This window comes from Glycomyces sp. NPDC048151 (genome assembly GCF_043202775.1).
In the GTDB taxonomy this organism is placed as follows: Bacteria; Actinomycetota; Actinomycetes; order Mycobacteriales; family Micromonosporaceae; genus Glycomyces.
Genome location: NZ_JBIDBB010000011.1, coordinates 201,961 through 218,408, shown reverse-complemented (window position 1 = coordinate 218,408; position 16,448 = coordinate 201,961). Strand labels below are relative to the sequence as shown.

Annotated in this window: 14 protein-coding genes; 4 read left to right on the top strand and 10 right to left on the bottom strand. The window is 71.1% G+C overall.

Features of this window, described 5'->3' with window-relative positions; translation table 11 throughout:
* Nucleotides 1-72: 72 nt before the first annotated feature.
* A complete protein-coding gene (locus ACGGCP_RS24950) occupies nt 73-687 on the bottom strand; it encodes a heme-copper oxidase subunit III (protein ID WP_392970735.1) in 615 nt (204 codons plus the stop codon).
* A 204-nt stretch (nt 688-891) separates the two neighbouring features.
* On the opposite strand from ACGGCP_RS24950, the gene ACGGCP_RS24945 reads away from it, so the two are divergent.
* Both ACGGCP_RS24945 and trpD read left to right on the top strand, forming a co-directional pair.
* Complete coding sequence (locus ACGGCP_RS24945; protein WP_392970777.1) at nt 892-1,311, top strand: hypothetical protein; 420 nt, start codon at nt 892-894, stop codon at nt 1,309-1,311.
* Between the two features lie 23 nt (nt 1,312-1,334).
* Nucleotides 1,335-2,396: an anthranilate phosphoribosyltransferase gene (gene trpD / locus ACGGCP_RS24940; protein WP_392970732.1), complete on the top strand. Its 1,062-nt coding sequence runs from the start codon at nt 1,335-1,337 to the stop codon at nt 2,394-2,396.
* A 205-nt stretch (nt 2,397-2,601) separates the two neighbouring features.
* Here the strand turns inward: trpD and ACGGCP_RS24935 are convergent, their stop codons facing one another.
* From ACGGCP_RS24935 to ACGGCP_RS24925, 3 genes are all read right to left on the bottom strand, one after another.
* Nucleotides 2,602-3,384 carry a zinc ribbon domain-containing protein gene (locus tag ACGGCP_RS24935; RefSeq protein ID WP_392970729.1) on the bottom strand — a complete coding sequence of 261 codons (783 nt, stop codon included), beginning with the start codon at nt 3,382-3,384 and terminating at the stop codon, nt 2,602-2,604.
* Nucleotide 3,385: 1 nt separating this feature from the next.
* Nucleotides 3,386-4,210 carry a Nif3-like dinuclear metal center hexameric protein gene (locus ACGGCP_RS24930; RefSeq protein WP_392970727.1) on the bottom strand — a complete coding sequence of 275 codons (825 nt, stop codon included), beginning with the start codon at nt 4,208-4,210 and terminating at the stop codon, nt 3,386-3,388.
* An 89-nt stretch (nt 4,211-4,299) separates the two neighbouring features.
* Nucleotides 4,300-5,538, bottom strand: coding sequence for a helix-turn-helix domain-containing protein (locus tag ACGGCP_RS24925; RefSeq protein ID WP_392970724.1), 1,239 nt, complete (start codon nt 5,536-5,538; stop codon nt 4,300-4,302).
* Between the two features lie 441 nt (nt 5,539-5,979).
* Between ACGGCP_RS24925 and ACGGCP_RS24920 the strand changes: the two genes are divergently transcribed.
* Complete coding sequence (locus ACGGCP_RS24920) at nt 5,980-6,240, top strand: hypothetical protein (protein WP_392970721.1); 261 nt, start codon at nt 5,980-5,982, stop codon at nt 6,238-6,240.
* Between the two features lie 80 nt (nt 6,241-6,320).
* Here the strand turns inward: ACGGCP_RS24920 and ACGGCP_RS24915 are convergent, their stop codons facing one another.
* A complete protein-coding gene (locus ACGGCP_RS24915; RefSeq protein ID WP_392970718.1) occupies nt 6,321-7,115 on the bottom strand; it encodes a metallophosphoesterase in 795 nt (264 codons plus the stop codon).
* 150 nt (nt 7,116-7,265) lie between these two features.
* Here ACGGCP_RS24915 and ACGGCP_RS24910 point away from each other — a divergent pair, with 150 nt between their 5' ends.
* Entirely contained in the window at nt 7,266-9,305 is a 2,040-nt protein-coding gene (locus tag ACGGCP_RS24910) for a M3 family metallopeptidase (protein WP_392970715.1), read from the top strand.
* Nucleotides 9,306-9,351: 46 nt separating this feature from the next.
* Here the strand turns inward: ACGGCP_RS24910 and ACGGCP_RS24905 are convergent, their stop codons facing one another.
* The 5 genes from ACGGCP_RS24905 to cydB form a co-directional block, all read right to left on the bottom strand.
* Nucleotides 9,352-10,977 carry a stealth family protein gene (locus ACGGCP_RS24905; protein WP_392970712.1) on the bottom strand — a complete coding sequence of 542 codons (1,626 nt, stop codon included), beginning with the start codon at nt 10,975-10,977 and terminating at the stop codon, nt 9,352-9,354.
* Between the two features lie 302 nt (nt 10,978-11,279).
* A complete protein-coding gene (locus ACGGCP_RS24900) occupies nt 11,280-11,915 on the bottom strand; it encodes a 2'-5' RNA ligase family protein (RefSeq protein ID WP_392970709.1) in 636 nt (211 codons plus the stop codon).
* 104 nt (nt 11,916-12,019) lie between these two features.
* A complete protein-coding gene (cydC, locus tag ACGGCP_RS24895) occupies nt 12,020-13,714 on the bottom strand; it encodes a thiol reductant ABC exporter subunit CydC (RefSeq protein WP_392970706.1) in 1,695 nt (564 codons plus the stop codon).
* Nucleotides 13,711-15,450: a thiol reductant ABC exporter subunit CydD gene (cydD, locus tag ACGGCP_RS24890; RefSeq protein WP_392970703.1), complete on the bottom strand. Its 1,740-nt coding sequence runs from the start codon at nt 15,448-15,450 to the stop codon at nt 13,711-13,713. Before cydD ends, cydC begins: the two co-directional genes overlap by 4 nt.
* The gene (gene cydB, locus ACGGCP_RS24885; RefSeq protein WP_392970700.1) at nt 15,447-16,442 is read right to left on the bottom strand and encodes a cytochrome d ubiquinol oxidase subunit II; all 996 of its coding nucleotides are present in this window, start codon (nt 16,440-16,442) and stop codon (nt 15,447-15,449) included. Before cydB ends, cydD begins: the two co-directional genes overlap by 4 nt.
* Between the last annotated feature and the right edge of the window lie 6 nt (nt 16,443-16,448).

Below are 16,448 nucleotides of genomic sequence, written 5' to 3'. Positions count from 1 at the left end.
GATGCGGCTCCGGCGCTGGGCCGGGGCCTGACTTGCATTGGGTCAGTTCACAAGGGAACCGGCCGAGGTGTTTCAGTACTGGGCCATCGGAAGGAAGTAGATCACGGCGAAGAGCGCGATCCAGACCACGTCGACGAAGTGCCAGTAGTAGGACACCACGATGGACGCGGTGGCCTGGGCGGGGCTGAAGCGGCCCATCGTCGTCCGGATGAGGTAGACGATGAACGCGACGAGGCCGCCGGTCACGTGGAGGCCGTGGAATCCGGTGGTCAGGAAGAACATCGTCCAGTAGCCGTCGGCCGAGATCGAGTGGCCTTCGGTGACCAGGTTCCGGTACTCGTTCACCTGGCCGAGCACGAAGACCAGGCCCATGACGAAGGTGACCGCGAACCACAGGCGCAGCTTGTAGACGTCGCCCCGCTCAGCGGCGAAGACGCCCAGCTGGCAGGTGATCGACGAGGCCACGAGGATCACGGTGAAGACGAGCGCGTACGGGATCTCGAGGTGGTGGTAGCCCTCCTCGTACATCTCGGGCGCGGCGGCCTGGATGGAGAAGTACATCGCGAACAGGCCCGCAAAGAACATCAGTTCGCTGCTCAACCACACGATGGTGCCGACACTGACGACGTTGGGCCGCGTCAGTGAGTGGATACGGCTGGGGTCGATAGTTGCTTCGGCGGCAGTCACGCGCACATTATTACGGCCCGGCGGGCCCAAGCTGCGCATGGGGTGTGTTTTTCGCGCGTGTCGCGCGGCGGTAGGCTCCCAGGCTCTTCACATCGTGTGCCCAGGTCATTCCGGGTCGGGCCAATGTGGGCACTCGCTCCGGGGGAAGTGGCCGCGCCGGTCTTCCCATTTCAGTGTGGCCGGTTTAATATGCGAGACGTGACTATCTCGACGTCTGAGTACGCGGTCCTGCTGTACAGCCATCGACCCGCGGTCATCGAGCAGATGCGCTCGGCGATCGGCGAGGAGCCGGTGGAGGGGGTGAGGATCGAGTACGCCGTCGCGGGCGAGTACGACGAGGCGGTGTCGCTCATCGACAAGTACGCCGTGGACCTGGTGCTGCTCGACGGCGAGGCGCAGCCCGCCGGGGGGCTGGGGATCGCGCGGCAGTTGCGCGACGAGTTCGACGAGCCGCCGCTCCTGGCGGTGGTCGTGGCGCGGGCCGCGGACCGGTGGCTGGCGGCGTGGTCGCGGGCGGACGCGGTGCTCATGCACCCGCTTAACCCCGTGACAACCGGGCAGACGGTAGTAGACTTGCTGGTCAGCCGCGCAGAAGGCGTGGCACCGGCGCAGCGCGCCGCCTGACCTCCCCCTTTTCAGGAGACCTTATGTCTAGCCCGACCTGGCCTGACGTCCTCGGGCGTCTTTCGAACGGCGACCACCTCGACGAGGCCAGCGCGGACTGGGCGATGGCCGAGATCATGGCGGGGAACGCCGATCCGGCCCAGTTGGCGGCGTTCGCGGTGCTGCTGCGCTCGAAGGGTGAGACGGCCGAGGAGATCGGTGCGATCGCGGGCCGGATGCTGTCGGAGACGACGCGCCTGGACCTGTCGGACCTGGGCGTCGCGGTCGACATCGTGGGCACGGGCGGCGACGGCTCGAACTCGGTGAACATCTCGACGATGGCGGCGATCACCGTGGCGGCGACGGGCGTGCCGGTGATCAAGCACGGGAACCGTTCGGCGTCGTCGAACGTGGGCTCGGCAGACCTCTTGGAGGCGCTGGGCGTGGACCTGGACGCGACGGCCGAGCGGGTCGAGGCGTCGGTGCGCGAGGTCGGGATCGGGTTCGCGTTCGCGCGGACGTTCCACCCGGGGATGCGGCACGCGGGCCCGGTGCGCGCGGCGCTCGGCATTCCGACGGTGTTCAACCTGTTGGGGCCGTTGACGAACCCGGGTCAGCCCGCGGCGGGCCTGATCGGCTGCGCGGACCCGGTGAAGGCGCCGCTGATGGCGCAGGTGTTCGCGGCGCGGGGCGCTTCGGTGTTCGTGGTCCGCGGGAACGACGGCCTGGACGAGATCTCGACGTCGGACACGACCTCGGAGTGGATCGCCTCGAGCGGGCGCGTCTCGCAGGGTTCGATCGACATCACGGAGTGGGGCCTGGAGAAGGCCGGCCCGGAGGCGCTGCGGGGCGGCGACATCGAGTTCAACACGGCAGTGGCGCGCGAGGTGTTCGCGGGCGGGAACCGGCCGGTGCGGGACGCGGTGCTCATCAACGCGGCGGCGGCGCTCGCGTCGCGGCAGGGGCTGATCGACGGCGTCGACCTGCACGACGTGAAGACCCGCAAGGGGCTCATCGAGTCGAACCTCGAACTGGCCGCGGCCGCGATCGACGACGGCAAGGCGACCGCGCTGATCGAGCGGTGGGCCGCTTTCAGCAAGGCGTGATGTGAGCGGATCACCTCTGATTGGGTGAGTCGCAGGGGGCCTGAATTGTCGTAAGCGCGCGATAGCGTTGACGCCCTGCAAATTTACGGCTCGCAAGCTTCGCCGAGGCCGGGTCCCCCGGGCGGACATTTCGCTTATGTCGGTCATTTACGAAACGTCAAGGGCGGGAGGCGCGAATGCGCCTCCCGCCCTTTCGCGTCTTCGCTCAAGTGTACTTCTTGAGCTCGTCCTCGGAGGCGAGCGAGGTCGGCTTCGACTGGGGCAGTTCGGTCCTGATGAGGATCGAGCCGCACTCCTCGCAGCGGAGGACCTCGTCGATCGGGGCGGCCTTGATCGGGACCATGTCGCCCGGGGACTTCTCGACGCGGCAGGACCCGCAGCGGCGGCCGACGAGTTCGGCGGCGGCGACGGGCTGCTTGGCGTGGATGCGCTCGTAGAGCTCGACGAGGCGGTCGGGGATGTTGATGACGAGCGCCTCGCGGGTGGAGGCGGCCTCGGCGGTCTCGGCGTCGATCTCGCCGACCTGGCGGCCGCGGTCGGCCTCGGCGTCGGCGAGGACCTGGCGGGCCTCCTCGACCTGGCGGCGGAGGTCGGCGAGTTCGGCGTCGAGGGCCTCGCGGCGCTCCATGAGCTCGAGCTCGTCGTCCTCGAGGACGCCCTGGCGGCGGGCGAGGGACTCGAGTTCGCTCTGCAGCCCTTCGAGTTCCTTCGCGGTGGCGGCGCCGGAGGCCATGCGGGCGCGGTCGGCGTCGGCGCGCTTGGTCACGAGCTCGACTTCGCGTTCGACGCGTTCGATGTCGCGGTCGAGGTCGGCGAGGTCGCCGGTGAGGTTCGCGGCCTTGTCGGCGAGGGCCCGCTGGCGCTGGACGGCGGCGGCGTAGGTCGGGTCGGCGTCGAGCTTCTTGCGGCGCTGGCCCAGCTGGGTGAGCTGGGTGTCGACCGCCTGGAGTTCGAGCAGTCGGCGCTGATCGAAAAGGTCGGCTTTCAACCTAGTTCACCCCGGTTTTCTGGTGGATGGTCCACGGGTCGGTGTCGAGGTCGGAGACGAGGACGTCGTCGACCAGACGGGACAGTTGCTCGGCAACGATATCGAGCCACGGGCGCTCGGTGGCCCAGTGGGCCGCGTCGATGAGGGCCGGGCCGCTCCGGGCGAGGTGCTCGCTGGCCGGATGGTGGCGGAGGTCGGCGGTCAGGTAGGCGTTGGCGCCCGCCGCGGCGGCCTCGTCGAGGTAGGAGTCGCCCGCGCCGCCGCAGACGGCGACGGTGCTGATCTGGCGGTCGGGGTCGCCCGCGGCGCGGACGCCGCCGACGGTGGACGGCAGGGCCTTGGCGACGCGTTCGAGGAGCGCGGCGAGGGTGAGGGGGGCGGGGAGGCGGCCGATGCGGCCGACGCCGCGTCCGGTGCCGTGGTGCTCGGGGCCGGGGAGGGGACGCAGGGGGCGGAGGTCGACGAGGCCGAGCCGGTCGGCGAGGGCGTCGGAGACCCCGGGGTTGGCGACGTCGGCGTTGGTGTGGGCGACGTACAGGCCCATGCCGGACTCGATGAGGGTGTGGACGAGGTCGCCCTTGTAGTCGGCGGCGGGGTCGAGGCTGGAGACGCCGCGCAGGAGGAGGGGGTGGTGGGCGACGATGAGGTCGCAGTCGTTCTCGATGGCTTCGATGACGGTGGCGGGCACGACGTCCACGACGCAGAGGACCTTGCGGACCGAGTTGCCGCCGCGTCCGCAGACGAGCCCCACCCGGTCCCATTCCTCGGCCCAGCGGCGCGGGTACAGGTCGTCGAGTGCGGCGGTGATCTCGCTCAACGTGCGCATCCCTGGAGTTTAGGGCCGTGCCCGGAGCGCGAGCAGCGTGGCTCCGGGCACAGCCTTCTTCGCACCAGTGCCGGTGCAGCCGATGGCGGCTAGTTCAGTGCGCCGACCTCTTCGGCGAGGCGGCGCAGGTCCTGGCCGGGCTCGCCCTTGGTGCGGTGCAGGATCTGGTCGATGAGCTCGATGGCGACCGGGCGGCAGCGGACCTCGGCCGGGGCGTGGCGGTCGGCGGTGACGAGGTGGCGGCTGGCCCGCTCCATGTCCCCCACCTGGACGCACGCCCGCGTCATGTCGAGGTGGTGGTGCGCGCGGCGCTCGGCGACGAGGTCGGCCAGCGCGGCGGGCGGGATGCGGTCGTGGACGGCGAGGGCGTCGCCGCCTTCGCCGAGCTCGACGAACGCGGCGGCGCGGTGCAGCATGACGTTCGTCGGCCCGAAGGACGTGTAGTAGTAGTTCGCGTCGCGGCCGAGGATGTTCGCGGCGCGGGAGGCGCTGTCGAGCAGGTCCTCGCTGGTGGTGCTGTCGCCTCCGAGGGCGGCGGCCATGGCGCCCTGGAGCAGGAGCGCGCCGTAGACGCTGATCTGCGCGGGGCTGGACTTCTCGCCGCCGGACTCGGAGATGAGGCCGTGGGCGACTTGGACGTTGAGGTCGAGCGCGGCCTGGTAGCGGCCGAGGGCCCTGAGCGCGTTGGCGACCCGGGTGGTGGCGATGCCCGCCAGGAGCGGGTCGTTGCCGCGGTTGGCGGCGGAGATGGCGCGGTCGGCGGAGAGCCAGGCGAGCTGGGCCTCGCCGAGTTTGCGCAGGACCGTGGAGGCGATCTGGTAGACCTGCGTCATGAGTTCGGCGGCGTCGGCGCTGGTGCCGCCCACGGGCCGGTCCTCGGCCACGGGGGTGTCGCGCAGGAGCTGGATGAGCGAGCGGGCGACGACCGGGTAGTGGCCCTTCTCGAACGCGAGCCAGCAGTAGTTGACCGATCCGCGCAGTTCGGGGATCGGGGTCGGTTCGATCGGGGCGGCTTCGAGGAAGCGGCCGAGGCGCTCGTAGCGTTCGAGGGACTGGCGGATGGACTCGACCTCGACCTGGTCGAGGCAGCCGCCCAGACCGGGGCGGCGCTTCGGCTCGCGGCCGAGGAGCTGCCCGGCGTCGACGCTGAGGGCCTCGGCGAGTTCGGTGATGACCGAGTACTTGTCGAGGCGGCGGACGCCGCGTTCGATCTTGTCGACCCAGCTCTTGGACTTGCCGATCCGGTCGGCGAAGACCTGCTGGGACATGCCCCGGCGTTGTCGCCAGTAGGCGACGCGCCGGCCCATCGGTTGCGTTTCGGACTCCATGTCAGACCCCACCGTCTATATAGGAGTTGGATGCGGATTGTCGGGACGTGCGTTGCGGTTCGGTTGCGGCGGCCATGGCTCCGGCCATGAGTCACGGCCGCCGCGCCGGCCCGCCGGGCGAATGTCAGCTGTGCCCGGTTGTCTTGACCCGCACGAGGTCCGGTGTCCTGCGGGGGCCGTCGGCCTTCCGGCCGTGCCCCTTTCAGACGCCGGGTCCGTCGCCTGTGGCGCGCCGACACTAACTGTTTACCGTCTTTTCCCTTCCGGCACAACGGCCGCCAACTGCCAATATCACGCAGTGCTCGACACCGCTTACAGTCTTGCTCGGGGCCGGAGGCGACTAGTCGCCTATCTGGGGTTATGCCGGGTTTCGGTCGCCCGAACGCGGGAAATCTGCACATGCAACGTGTCGATTCAAGGGCCTGACTCGTTGTGTCAGATATGAGACACAACCGAGTCGTCGCGCGCCGCGAACATCGACGCGCCTTCCGCAGGGCCTTCCTCACCGCCGCCGTCGCGACCGCGACGGCCGCCGCGCTGGGCTACGCGATCGCCTTCTCGCCGCTCGCCGGATGGGTCACGATGGGCCTCGCGTCGGCCGCTATCGCGACCCTCTGGGTGGAGTCGCGCTTCAGCCGCGCCGACTCGGCCCCGCCGATCACGCGGGTCTACTTCGTTGGGCAGCAGCCCGGCGACGACTGAGTCTCCAAGAGCTTCCGCAGGCCGGGTACACGGACAGCGGCGGCCGCTCCACCAGGCGGCCGCCGCGTCTCGTTCGCGTCTCAGTTGAGGCGGACCACCAGGCACTTGCCGCCCTGGTAGACACCGCCGTCGACGTTGAGGACGAGGCCGTCGCAGTAGCGGCGGGCCTGCGTCACCTGGCTCGGCTCCAGCTCGGTCGTGTCGGGGATCGTCGAGTGGCCGTGCACGAGCTCCTCGCCGCCGAACGAGCGGAGCATCCCGCGCACCCGCGCGGGGCCGTCGGGGCCCATGAACTCGTGGCGGCGGGTCAGCTCCCGGAACAGCTGCCACCACTCCTCGGGCTCGTCGGCGGCCATGATCGCGCGGACTGCCGAGTTCACGGCCTCCTCGCTGCGGCCGTAGCCCAGGTACGACTCGGTGTCGGCGTGCACGAGCAGGACCTTGTCGGCGACGTGGAGCACGCGGCGGGTCTCCAGCCACCGCACCTCGTCGTCGGTGAGGTCCCCCAGCTCGTCCTCGAAGCCGCCGTTGAGGACCCACCAGTGCAGGAACTGGCGGTCCTGGCCGTCGACGTCGGTGAAGGCCACGTCGCCGAAGCGGCGCGAGCCGAGCAGCAGCACCTCGTGGTTGCCGATGAGGGTGTCGACGTGCCCGCCTTCGGCGGCCGCCTGCCCGGCGAGCCTGCGCAGCAGCCGCACGACGGCCACGCCCTCCTCGCCGCGGTCGAAGAGGTCGCCGAGAATCCACAGTCGAGCCGAACCGCCGGTCCATTTGGCGTCCTCGTCCACCAGTCCGCGACCTCGAAGCGACTCGACGAGCGCGTCGTAATGGCCGTGGATGTCGCTGGCCACGAACAGCGGACTGGTTTCAGACATGGGCTCGATATTAATCCGGCGCGGGGCCGTGCGGTGAGGTTGCGGGCCGCTCTCCTCTCCGCACCACTGATCGGCCCTATCGCGCTTGCCGGACGGCAAGGGCCCGGAATAGGATTCGGCCACCGCCAACTTTCGCAGCGAGGAGCCTCCGTGACCGAGAACCCGTTCCTGTCCCCTTCCGACCTCCCCTACCAGCTCCCGCCGTTCGCGGCGGTCGCGACCGAGCACTACCTGCCCGCGTTCGAGCAGGGCATGGCCGAGCAGCTGAAGGCCGTGGACGCCATCGCCGCCGACCCGGACGCGCCGACGTTCGCGAACACCGTCGTGGCCCTGGAGCGGTCCGGCCTGGGCACGCTGAAGCGGGTCGGCCTCGTGTTCTTCAACAAGATCTCCTCGGACACCAGCGACGAGCTCAACGCGATCGAGTCCGAGATCAGCCCCAAGCTCGCCGCGCACGCCGACAAGATCCTCCTCAACGCCGACCTGTTCGCGCGCATCGAGGCGGTCTGGGACCAGCGCGACGAGCTCGGCCTCGACGAGCAGGACGAGCGGCTCCTGGAGCGGTACCGGACCGAGTTCGTGCGCGGCGGCGCCGCCCTGGACGACGACGGGAAGGCCCGGCTCGCCGCGATCAACACCGAGCTGGCGGAGCTCGCGTCCAAGTTCAACCAGCAGATCCTCGCCGACATCAACGACGCGGCCGTGCACGTCACCGACCCCGCCGAGCTCGACGGGCTCGGCGAGGACCAGATCGGGGCCGCCGCGGCCGCCGCGAAGGAGCGCGACCTCGACGGCTGGCTCATCACGCAGTCGAACTTCTCGCGCCACCCGCTCCTGGAGGACCTGAAGGACCGCGGCCTGCGCGAGCGCCTGTACAAGGCCACGATCGGGCGCGGCGCAGGGAACGCCGAGACGCTGCTGCGCATGGTCAAACTGCGCGCCGAGAAGGCGCGGCTGCTCGGCTTCGAGCACTTCGCCGCGTACATCGCCGCCGACCAGACCGCCGGGAACGCCGGGGTCATCGCCGAGCGCCTCGCCGGGCTCGCCGAGGCCTCCGTGCGCAACGCCCGCCGCGAGGCCGGGGAGCTGCAGGAGGTCATCGACGCGGCCGGAGGCGGCTTCCAGCTGGCCGCGTGGGACTGGTCGTTCTACGCCAAGCAGGTGCGCCAGGCCAAGTACGGCTTCGACGCCGAAGCGCTCAAGCCGTACCTCGAACTCGACCGGGTCCTCGTCGACGGCGTGTTCTTCGCGGCCGGGCAGGAGTTCGGGCTCACCTTCGAGGAGCGGAAAGACCTGGAGGGGTACCACCCCGAGGCGCGCGTCTGGGAGGTCTTCGACGGCGGCGAGCCCCTGGGGCTGTTCGTGGGCGACTTCTTCACCCGCGACTCCAAGAAGGGCGGGGCGTGGATGAACCCGCTCGTCGTCCAGTCGGACCTGACCGGCGACAAGCCCGTGGTGGTCAACAACCTCAACATCGTCAAGCCGTCCGAGGGGCAGCCCGCGCTCGTCACCGTGGACAACGTGACGACCCTGTTCCACGAGTTCGGGCACGCCCTCCACGGGCTGCTCTCGGCCTGCCGCTACCCGAAGACCTCGATGACCTCGACGCCGCGCGACTTCGTCGAGTACCCGTCGCAGGTCAACGAGATGTGGGAGGACTGGCCGGAGGTCACCGCGAACTACATGCGGCACCACGAGACCGGCGAGGCCGCCCCGGCCGAGCTGATCGGCCAGTGGAAGGCCGCCGGGAAGTTCGGCGAGGGCTTCGCGTCCACCGAGTACCTGGGCGCGGCCCTGCTCGACCAGGCCTGGCACCGGCTCGCCCCCGAGGACGTGCCCGAAGGCGGCGACGACCCGCACGCGGTCGTCGAGGCCTTCGAGCGCAAGGCCCTCGAGGACGCCGGGATCTACATGCCCGAGATCGCGCCGCGCTACCGCTCGGGGTACTTCGCGCACATCTCGATCGGGTACGCCGCCGGGTACTACTCGTACATCTGGTCCGAGATCCTCGACGCCGACACCGTCGAGTGGTTCAAGGAGCACGGCGGCCTCACCCGCGCCAACGGCGACCACTTCCGCGAGACCCTGCTCAGCAAGGGCGGCTCGATCGACCCGATGGAGTCCTTCCGCCGCTTCCGCGGCCGCGACGCCGACATCGAACCGCTGCTGGAGCGCCGCGGTCTGAAGTAGGCCAGACGTGAAGCGGGCCCGGAGCCGAGGCTCCGGGCCCTTTCGTCTACAGCGCCGAGGACTTCTCCCACGGCGACGGCACCGGGAAGTACGACTCCAGGAAGCGCCGCATCAACGCCGACCGCTCCTCGGCGACCTCCTCCGGGAGCCCTGCGTCGTTGATGCAGAACGTGTCGCGGTCGCGCCGCTCCAGCAGCAGCTCGAGCCGCTCGGTCACGTCGGGCATCCCCAGCTCCACGTACGCGTCCTCGGCCTCGCCGAGCACGGCGCGGCCGGTGAAGTACGCGTAGTAGTGCTGCAGGGTCACCGTCGAGACGTCGGTGACGTTGCGGAACGCGCTCTGCGCGGTGCGCGCCAGGTCCTCGGTGAACTCCTTCTCGACCTCCGCGAGCACGCTGCGCTGCAACGGGTACGGCACGTGCTTCATCATCCGCGAGATCGTGCGCCCGAACGCCCGCTCCAGCAGCGCCCGGTCATTCTTGAACGCGGCGTTCGGCGGCGAGTCGGCCGTGCTGACCGGGTCCATGCCGATGAACGTCTGCGCCGGGAAGAACTTGGCGATCCCGCTGGGCTCGAAGAACAGGCGCGGGTCGAGCGGCTTGCCGACGAACATGTCGTCGTTGAAGTACAGGAAGTGCTCCGAGAGCCCCTCGATGCGGTGCAGCTGCGTCTCGATCGCGTGCGAGTTGAACGTGGGCAGGCAGTCCGGGTCGTCGAACAGGTCCCGGTGGTCGACCACGGTGATCCCGGGCGCGTCCGCGTCGAGCCAGTGCGGGCGCTGCCGGTCGGTCACCAGATACACGTGGCGCACCCACGGCGCGTTCAGGTGCAGTGAGCGCAGCGAGAACCGCAGCTCCTCGCGGTCGTGGAAGCGGGCCGCGTTCGCCGACTCGGCGTGGTACGGCGACTGGTCGGCCTCGGCGCGGCGGCGCAGCCACGCGTGGTCGGCGCCGTCCACCCACGTGTAGACCACGTCGATCGGGAAGTCCACGAGGTCGAGGCCGGGCCGGGCGAACTCGGGCCGGGTCGACACGCGCGGCAGGCCCGCGCGCGGGCCGCCCGCCAGCGCCGTGAAGAGGCGCCCGGGGGCGAGGGCCCGGGCGCCGTCGTCGCGGACGACGGGACTGACGCGGTTGTGCCTGGGCGCCAGCAGGTGTCCGTCGCCGGTGGGCGTCCAGAACTCGACGTCGCAGCCGTAGTCGGCGCCGAAGAGGAGTTCGCGGGCGGCGTCGGTCCAGAGCCAGGAGGCGCGGACCATCGGGACGTCGCCCATGTCGGCGCGGCGGGCCCACTGGGGCCGGTTGAGGCCGAGTTCGGATTCGCGGAAGGCGGGTTCGGGCGTGGAGAGGCGGCCGCCGGTGGAGTCGCAGAGCATGGCGAGGGCGGTGAGGACGCGCTGCCGGTCGGCGGCGGCGACGGCGAGGACGGGCCGGGTGAGGCTGAAGCCGGGCACGGCGAAGGAGTCGACGCCGGCGGTGAGGATCGCGGTGACGATCTCGAGGTTGCGGCGCCAGACTTCGAGCGGCGTGGGTTCGGCGAGGGTGTAGGCGGGGCGGATCTCGCCCTGGTGGAGGAGGTGGGCGGCGGTGAGGTCGGAGAAGTAGCCGTAGGGTTCGGTGACCTCGGTGCGGGCCTTGGCCTTCGGAGATTCGACACGGTCGGTGAGTTCCACCGCTTCATGCAGCGGGGGGATGATTTCGGCCGCTCGGGTTGCGATGCGACGGTCATTGTCTGCGAACAATCGACACCTCCTGACACTCACGGCTTTCGCCGTTCCGGGGTGGACCGGGGCTGGGACCGGCAAGGGTGAAGGCAGGTCGTCATCGACCACACCTGAACGTCACGTGGCCGGACATTGACACTGCTACCAACAGTAGGCCACAGGTCGGTGACAGCATCGTGTCAGATTCGCGTCGGGGGCGTCAACCGCAACGGGCGCCGCCGGAGGCGACGCCCGTTCACAGATTGAGTTTCCTACTCCCCCAAGGGGATTCGCGCTACGTGTTCCCAGGTGTACGTCGCGGCGTCCTCGGATTGGATGACTCGGACGAGATCCACTCCACTGACGGTGATTTCGGTCCTACCGGGACGGACGTCGCGGAGCTTGTTCTGGATGGCGCCGCGGCGGGGGTGGACGTCGGTGTCGGCCGAGCGGTAGGAGAGCGAGACGTGGCCCGGTCCGCCGCAGGGGCGGCCGTGGTCGCCCTCGACGATCTCGTTGACGGCGTCCACGCAGGCGTCGACGAGCTGCCGGAACGCGGTGTCGGGGAACGTGTCGAGCATGATCGCGCCGGTCGCGGCGAGCGCGGGGCCGATGGTGAGCGGGAAGGCCTTGATCTCGGCGGCCTTCTCGCGGAGCCGGTCGACGAGCTTCTCGCGGGTCGGGTCGTCGATCGAGGCGGCGTCGCACTCGACGGAGGCGACGGTGGCGTGGAGCCATTCGAGCGGGACGGGCTTGTCGCCCTCGGCGCGGTCGATGACCTCGCGGTAGGACTCGGCGACCGCCTTGACCTGGTCGAGGTCGGTCAAATAGACGTGGAGTTTGGTCCATCCCTCGGGCCAGCGCTGGCCCGAGTGCGGGGCCTTGGGTCCGGTCGCAGATGTGTTCACGGCTGCATCAATGCCTTAGCGCGGTTCAGGTGCGGCGCTGCCCGGGCGGGCGGCGCCGTCGGTCGTTTTCCCACCGGTCGTACTGGTAGCACCGTCCGGGGAGTCTACCCAGTCGGGGCGACGCCCAACAGTCGGTTGTCCGGCGCGTCACGCCGGGGTGTCGGGACGGGCGCGCGCAGGTGCACGACCCGGTCGACGACCCCTTCGGGCAGCGGCCGGTGGGTGATGACGATGGTGGTCTTGCCTTCAAGAGCGGCCATGGCGGTGCGGAGTACGCGTTCGGCGGTGGCGGCGTCCAGGTGGGCGTCGGGTTCGTCGAGGACGAGCACTTCGCGGTCGGCGAGGAGGCAGCGGGCGAGGGCGATGCGGCCCCGTTCGCCGCCGGAGACGGCGCGGCCGTGTTCGCCCAGGCGGGTCTGGAGGCCGTCGGGGAGGGCTTCGAGCCAGTCGCGCAGGCCGGCCCAGCGCAGGGCGCGGGCGAGGTCCCCGTCGTCGGCGGCGGGCCGGGCGAGGCGCAGGTTCTCGGCGAGCGTGGTGTCGAAGACGTGGGCGTCCTGGGAGCAGAGGCCGACGGTGCGGCGGATGTCGTCGCCGTCGTACTCGGCGAGTTCGACGCCGCCGAAGCGCAGGCTTCCTTCGTAGGGCAGGAAGCCCATGAGGGCGGCGGCGAGCGTGGACTTGCCGGAGCCGGAGGGGCCCATGACGGCGACGCGCTCGCCGGGCTGCACGGTGAGGTCGAAGCCGTGCAGCGCGGGGGTCTCGGCGCCCGGCCAGGTGACGGAGAGCCGTTTGATCTCGATGAACGGCGGCCCGCCGAGCGGGTTCGGTTCGTAGTCCATGGGTTCGACCGGGTCGGGTCGGGGCTCTGCTGCCTGGGTGATCTCCAGGAGGCGGCGGCCGCAGGCCTTGGCGACGGCGGTCTGCTGCGCGGCGGCGGGCAGGGCGAGGACGGGTTCGAACGCGGCGAGCGGGACGAGCGCGACCACGGCGAGGAGGACCCCGTCGAGGGTCCCGGCGTGGACGGCGGGGATGCCGGTCCACAGTGCGCCGACGACGGCGAGCGCGAGGGCGAGGAGCCCGGCGGCCTCGCCGAGTCCGGCGGTCCAGGCGATGCGGGCGTGGGCGCGTCGCAGCCGCTCGTCGCCTTGGAGGACCCGTTCCAGCGCTTGGGCATCAGTCCCGGCGGCGACGAGTTCCTCGCGGCCGTGGAGGGCGGCGCGGACGCCTTCGGTGAGGTCGCCGCGAGCGGTCGCGGTGGCACGCACCGCGTGCCGGGAGGACCAGGTGGCGAGCGCGGGGCCGGCGAGCGCGGCGGCGAGGAGGCACGCGCCGAGGACGATCCCGGCGGCGGGCAGCAGGGTCGCCTGGAGCGCGGTGGCGCAGACGGACACGATGACCGCTGAGGCGAGCGGCAGCGCGCCGCGCAGCCACCGGTCGCCGACGCCGTCCACGTCGTCGACGAGGCGGGCCTGGAGGTCCCCGGAGCGCCACACCGGGACCCCGGCGGGCGCGAGGCGGACGAGCTTGCGCCACACGGCGATCCGCAGCCGTTCCAGGCCCCGGAACGCGGCGTCGTGGGAGACGAGCCGTTCGGTGTAGCGCAGGACGCCGCGGCTGATGCCGAACAGCCGCACCGAGGTGATGGCGACCATCAGGTACAGGATCGGCGGCTGCTCCCAGGCGCGCGAGATGAGGTATCCGGAGACGGCCAGGAGCGCGAGCGCGCTCAGCTGCGCGAGGGCGCCGAGCGTCGCGCCGAGGCCCAGCCGCAGCGCGATCGTGTTCCGCAGGAGCTTCACCAGTCCACCTCTCTGTCGGCGATCGCGCGCACCGCGGGGCGGTGGGAGGCGATCAGGACGGTCCTGCCGTCTCGGTAGGGCGCGAACGAGTCGAGGACGGCCTGCTCGGTGTCGCCGTCCAGGTGCGCGGTCGGCTCGTCGAGGAGCAGCACCGGCGGGTCGAGCAGGTCGACGCGGAGCAGGAAGCGGGCCAGGCCGACCCGGGCTGCCTCACCGGCGGAGAGCCCGGAGCCGTCGGCGGCGACGGTGCGGGTCGCGGCGGGCGCGTGCGCGGCGGCGATCGCCTTCGCGACAGCGGGATCGGACGCGCCGTCGGGAACCGCGAGGCGCACGTTCTCGGCGACCGTGCCGTCGATGAGGACGGGCCGCTGCGGGAGCCACGCGATCGAGCGGCGCACCGCGGCGAGGTCGAGGTCGGACAGGTCGGTGTCGTCGAACGCGATCGTCCCCGAGACGGGCCGCCGGAACCCGACGAGCGAGGCCATGAGCGTCGACTTCCCCGCGCCCGAGCGGGCGGTGAGCACGGTGGTCTGCCCGGCCGGGACCGTCAGGCTCAGCTCCGGGAGCGGCTGGCGGCCCGGGTAGGCGAACACGGTGCGGCGGAACATGATCGTGGGCGCGCGGCCGAGCGGCGTGCGCCCCAGGGCAGCGGAGCTGGCGAGCGCGGCGACGCCTTGCTTGCCAGTCCGCTGCGCGATCCCCACGTCCTCGCCTTGCGCCGCGGGCGCCTCGCGCTCCTCGGCGTCCTCGGGCGCTTCGTCGAGGATCGCGAAGACCTTCTCGGCGGCGGCCAGGCCCTCGGCGCTGGCGTGGTAGTGCGCGCCGACGTTGCGCAGCGGCAGGTACGCCTCCGGGGCGAGGATGAGGACGAGCAGCGCGGTCTGGAGCCCGGCCGCGCCCACGAGGCCGCCTTCGACCAGGTCGACGCCGACGGTGACGGCCACGACCGCGACCGACAGGCTCGCGGCGAGCTCGAGGACCAGCGCCGAGCAGAACGCGACGCGCAGCAGCGACATCGACCGGCGCCGGTAGGAGCCGGTGGTGACCTCGATGGCCCCGGTCTGCTTCGCGGCCCGCCCGAACGCCTTCAGCGTCGGGAGCCCTGCGATGAGGTCCGCGAAGTGGTGCGCCAGATGGGAGGTGGACTCCCACTGCCGTTCGGCGCGGGTGCGCGTGTACAGGCCGATGAGGATGCCGAACAGCGGGATCAGCGGGAGCGTCACCAGCACGACCAGCGCGGCGGGCGGGTAGGCGATGAGCATGACCACGAGGACCCCGATGGGCACGACCACCGCGAGCACGAGCTGCGGGAGGTACCGCGCGAAGTAGTCGTCGAGCGCGTCGATCCCGCGCACCAGCAGCGCGGCGGTCTCGCCGGAGTGGCGCTCCCCCGAAGGCAGGCGCATGAGCTGTCCGAGCGCCTGGCGGCGCAGCCCGGACTTGACGCCCGCGCTCGCGCGGTGCGCGGCCGCCTCCTGCACCGACGCCAGGAGCGCCCGCGCCGCGAGCACCGCGGCCAGCGCGATCAGCTGCGGCGCAAGATCATCGAGGCCCTCGCCTCCGGCGAACGCGCCCGCGATGAGGCTCGCCGTGAGCCACGCCCCGGCGACGACGCACGCGGTGCGGACGAGGCCGAGCCCCGCGCACAGGCCGATGTAGACAGAAGCGCCCTTGGCGCGGTGGAGCAGGCGGCGGTCGAAGCCGCCCTTCGCGCGGGGCGGGGCGAGCTGCGTCATGTGGGAATCCGTTCTAGGACGACACGCTTGCGGAACACCCAGTAGGTCCAGCCCTGGTACAGCAGGACCACCGGCAGGAACACCACCGCGGCCCACGTCATGATGCCGAGGGTCTTGTCGGTGGCGGCGGCGTTCTCGTGCGTGAGGCTGTTGGCAGCGTCTGAAGTGGACGGCAGGACGTTCGGCCACAGGGCGCAGAACAGGGCCGTCGAGGCCAGCGCGATCGTCAGGGCCGTCGCCGCGAAGGCCCAGCCGCTGCGGCCGGTGTAGTCGAGCGCGAGGCCCGCCAGGAGCGCCAGGACCGCGAGGACGACGAGCACCAGGGTGACCGCGTTCCCGTGCGCCGCCTGGGTCCAGACCAGGAACGCCAGCGCCGGCACCGCGGTGGCCGCGCCGAGCTTGAGCCCGAGCGCGCGGGCGCGCTCGGCGAGGTCGCCGTTGGTGCGCAGGTGCAGGAAGTACGCGCCGTGCGTCGCGAACAGCAGCAGCGTGGTCAGGCCGCCGAGGAGCGCGTAGCCGTTGAGCAGGCCCCAGACCGAGCCGGTGTAGTCGAAGTTCCCGTCGAGCGGGACGCCGCGCACGATGTTCGCCACGACGACGCCCCAGAAGAACGCCGGGATCACCGAACCGGCGATGATGCACAGGTCCCAGTTGCGCCGCCACCGGTCGGTGTCGCCCTTGCCGCGGTACTCGAACGCCACACCTCGCACGATGAGGCCGACGAGGATCGCGAACAGCAGCAGGTAGAACCCGGAGAACAGGCTCGCGTACCAGTGCGGGAACGCCGCGAACATCGCTCCGCCCGCGGTGATGACCCAGACCTCGTTGCCGTCCCAGACCGGGCCGATCGTGTTGATCATGGCGCGGCGCTCGCGGTTGTCGCGGCCGAGCACCGGCAGCAGCACGCCCACGCCGAAGTCGAAGCCCTCCAGGATGAAGTACCCGGTGAACAGGACCGCGATGGCGATGAACCAGATCGTCGTCAGTTCCATGCAGTG

What these genes read in the sequence shown, in the direction of transcription:
- ACGGCP_RS24930 (WP_392970727.1), bottom strand. Translation starts at nt 4,210, where the DNA reads ATGCGCACGTTGAGCGAGATCACCGCCGCACTCGACGACCTGTACCCG.
- ACGGCP_RS24915 (WP_392970718.1), bottom strand. Translation starts at nt 7,115, where the DNA reads ATGTCTGAAACCAGTCCGCTGTTCGTGGCCAGCGACATCCACGGCCAT.
- cydB (WP_392970700.1), bottom strand. Translation starts at nt 16,442, where the DNA reads ATGGAACTGACGACGATCTGGTTCATCGCCATCGCGGTCCTGTTCACC.
- cydD (WP_392970703.1), bottom strand. Translation starts at nt 15,450, where the DNA reads ATGACGCAGCTCGCCCCGCCCCGCGCGAAGGGCGGCTTCGACCGCCGC.
- ACGGCP_RS24920 (WP_392970721.1), top strand. Translation starts at nt 5,980, where the DNA reads ATGAGACACAACCGAGTCGTCGCGCGCCGCGAACATCGACGCGCCTTC.
- trpD (WP_392970732.1), top strand. Translation starts at nt 1,335, where the DNA reads ATGTCTAGCCCGACCTGGCCTGACGTCCTCGGGCGTCTTTCGAACGGC.
- ACGGCP_RS24925 (WP_392970724.1), bottom strand. Translation starts at nt 5,538, where the DNA reads ATGGAGTCCGAAACGCAACCGATGGGCCGGCGCGTCGCCTACTGGCGA.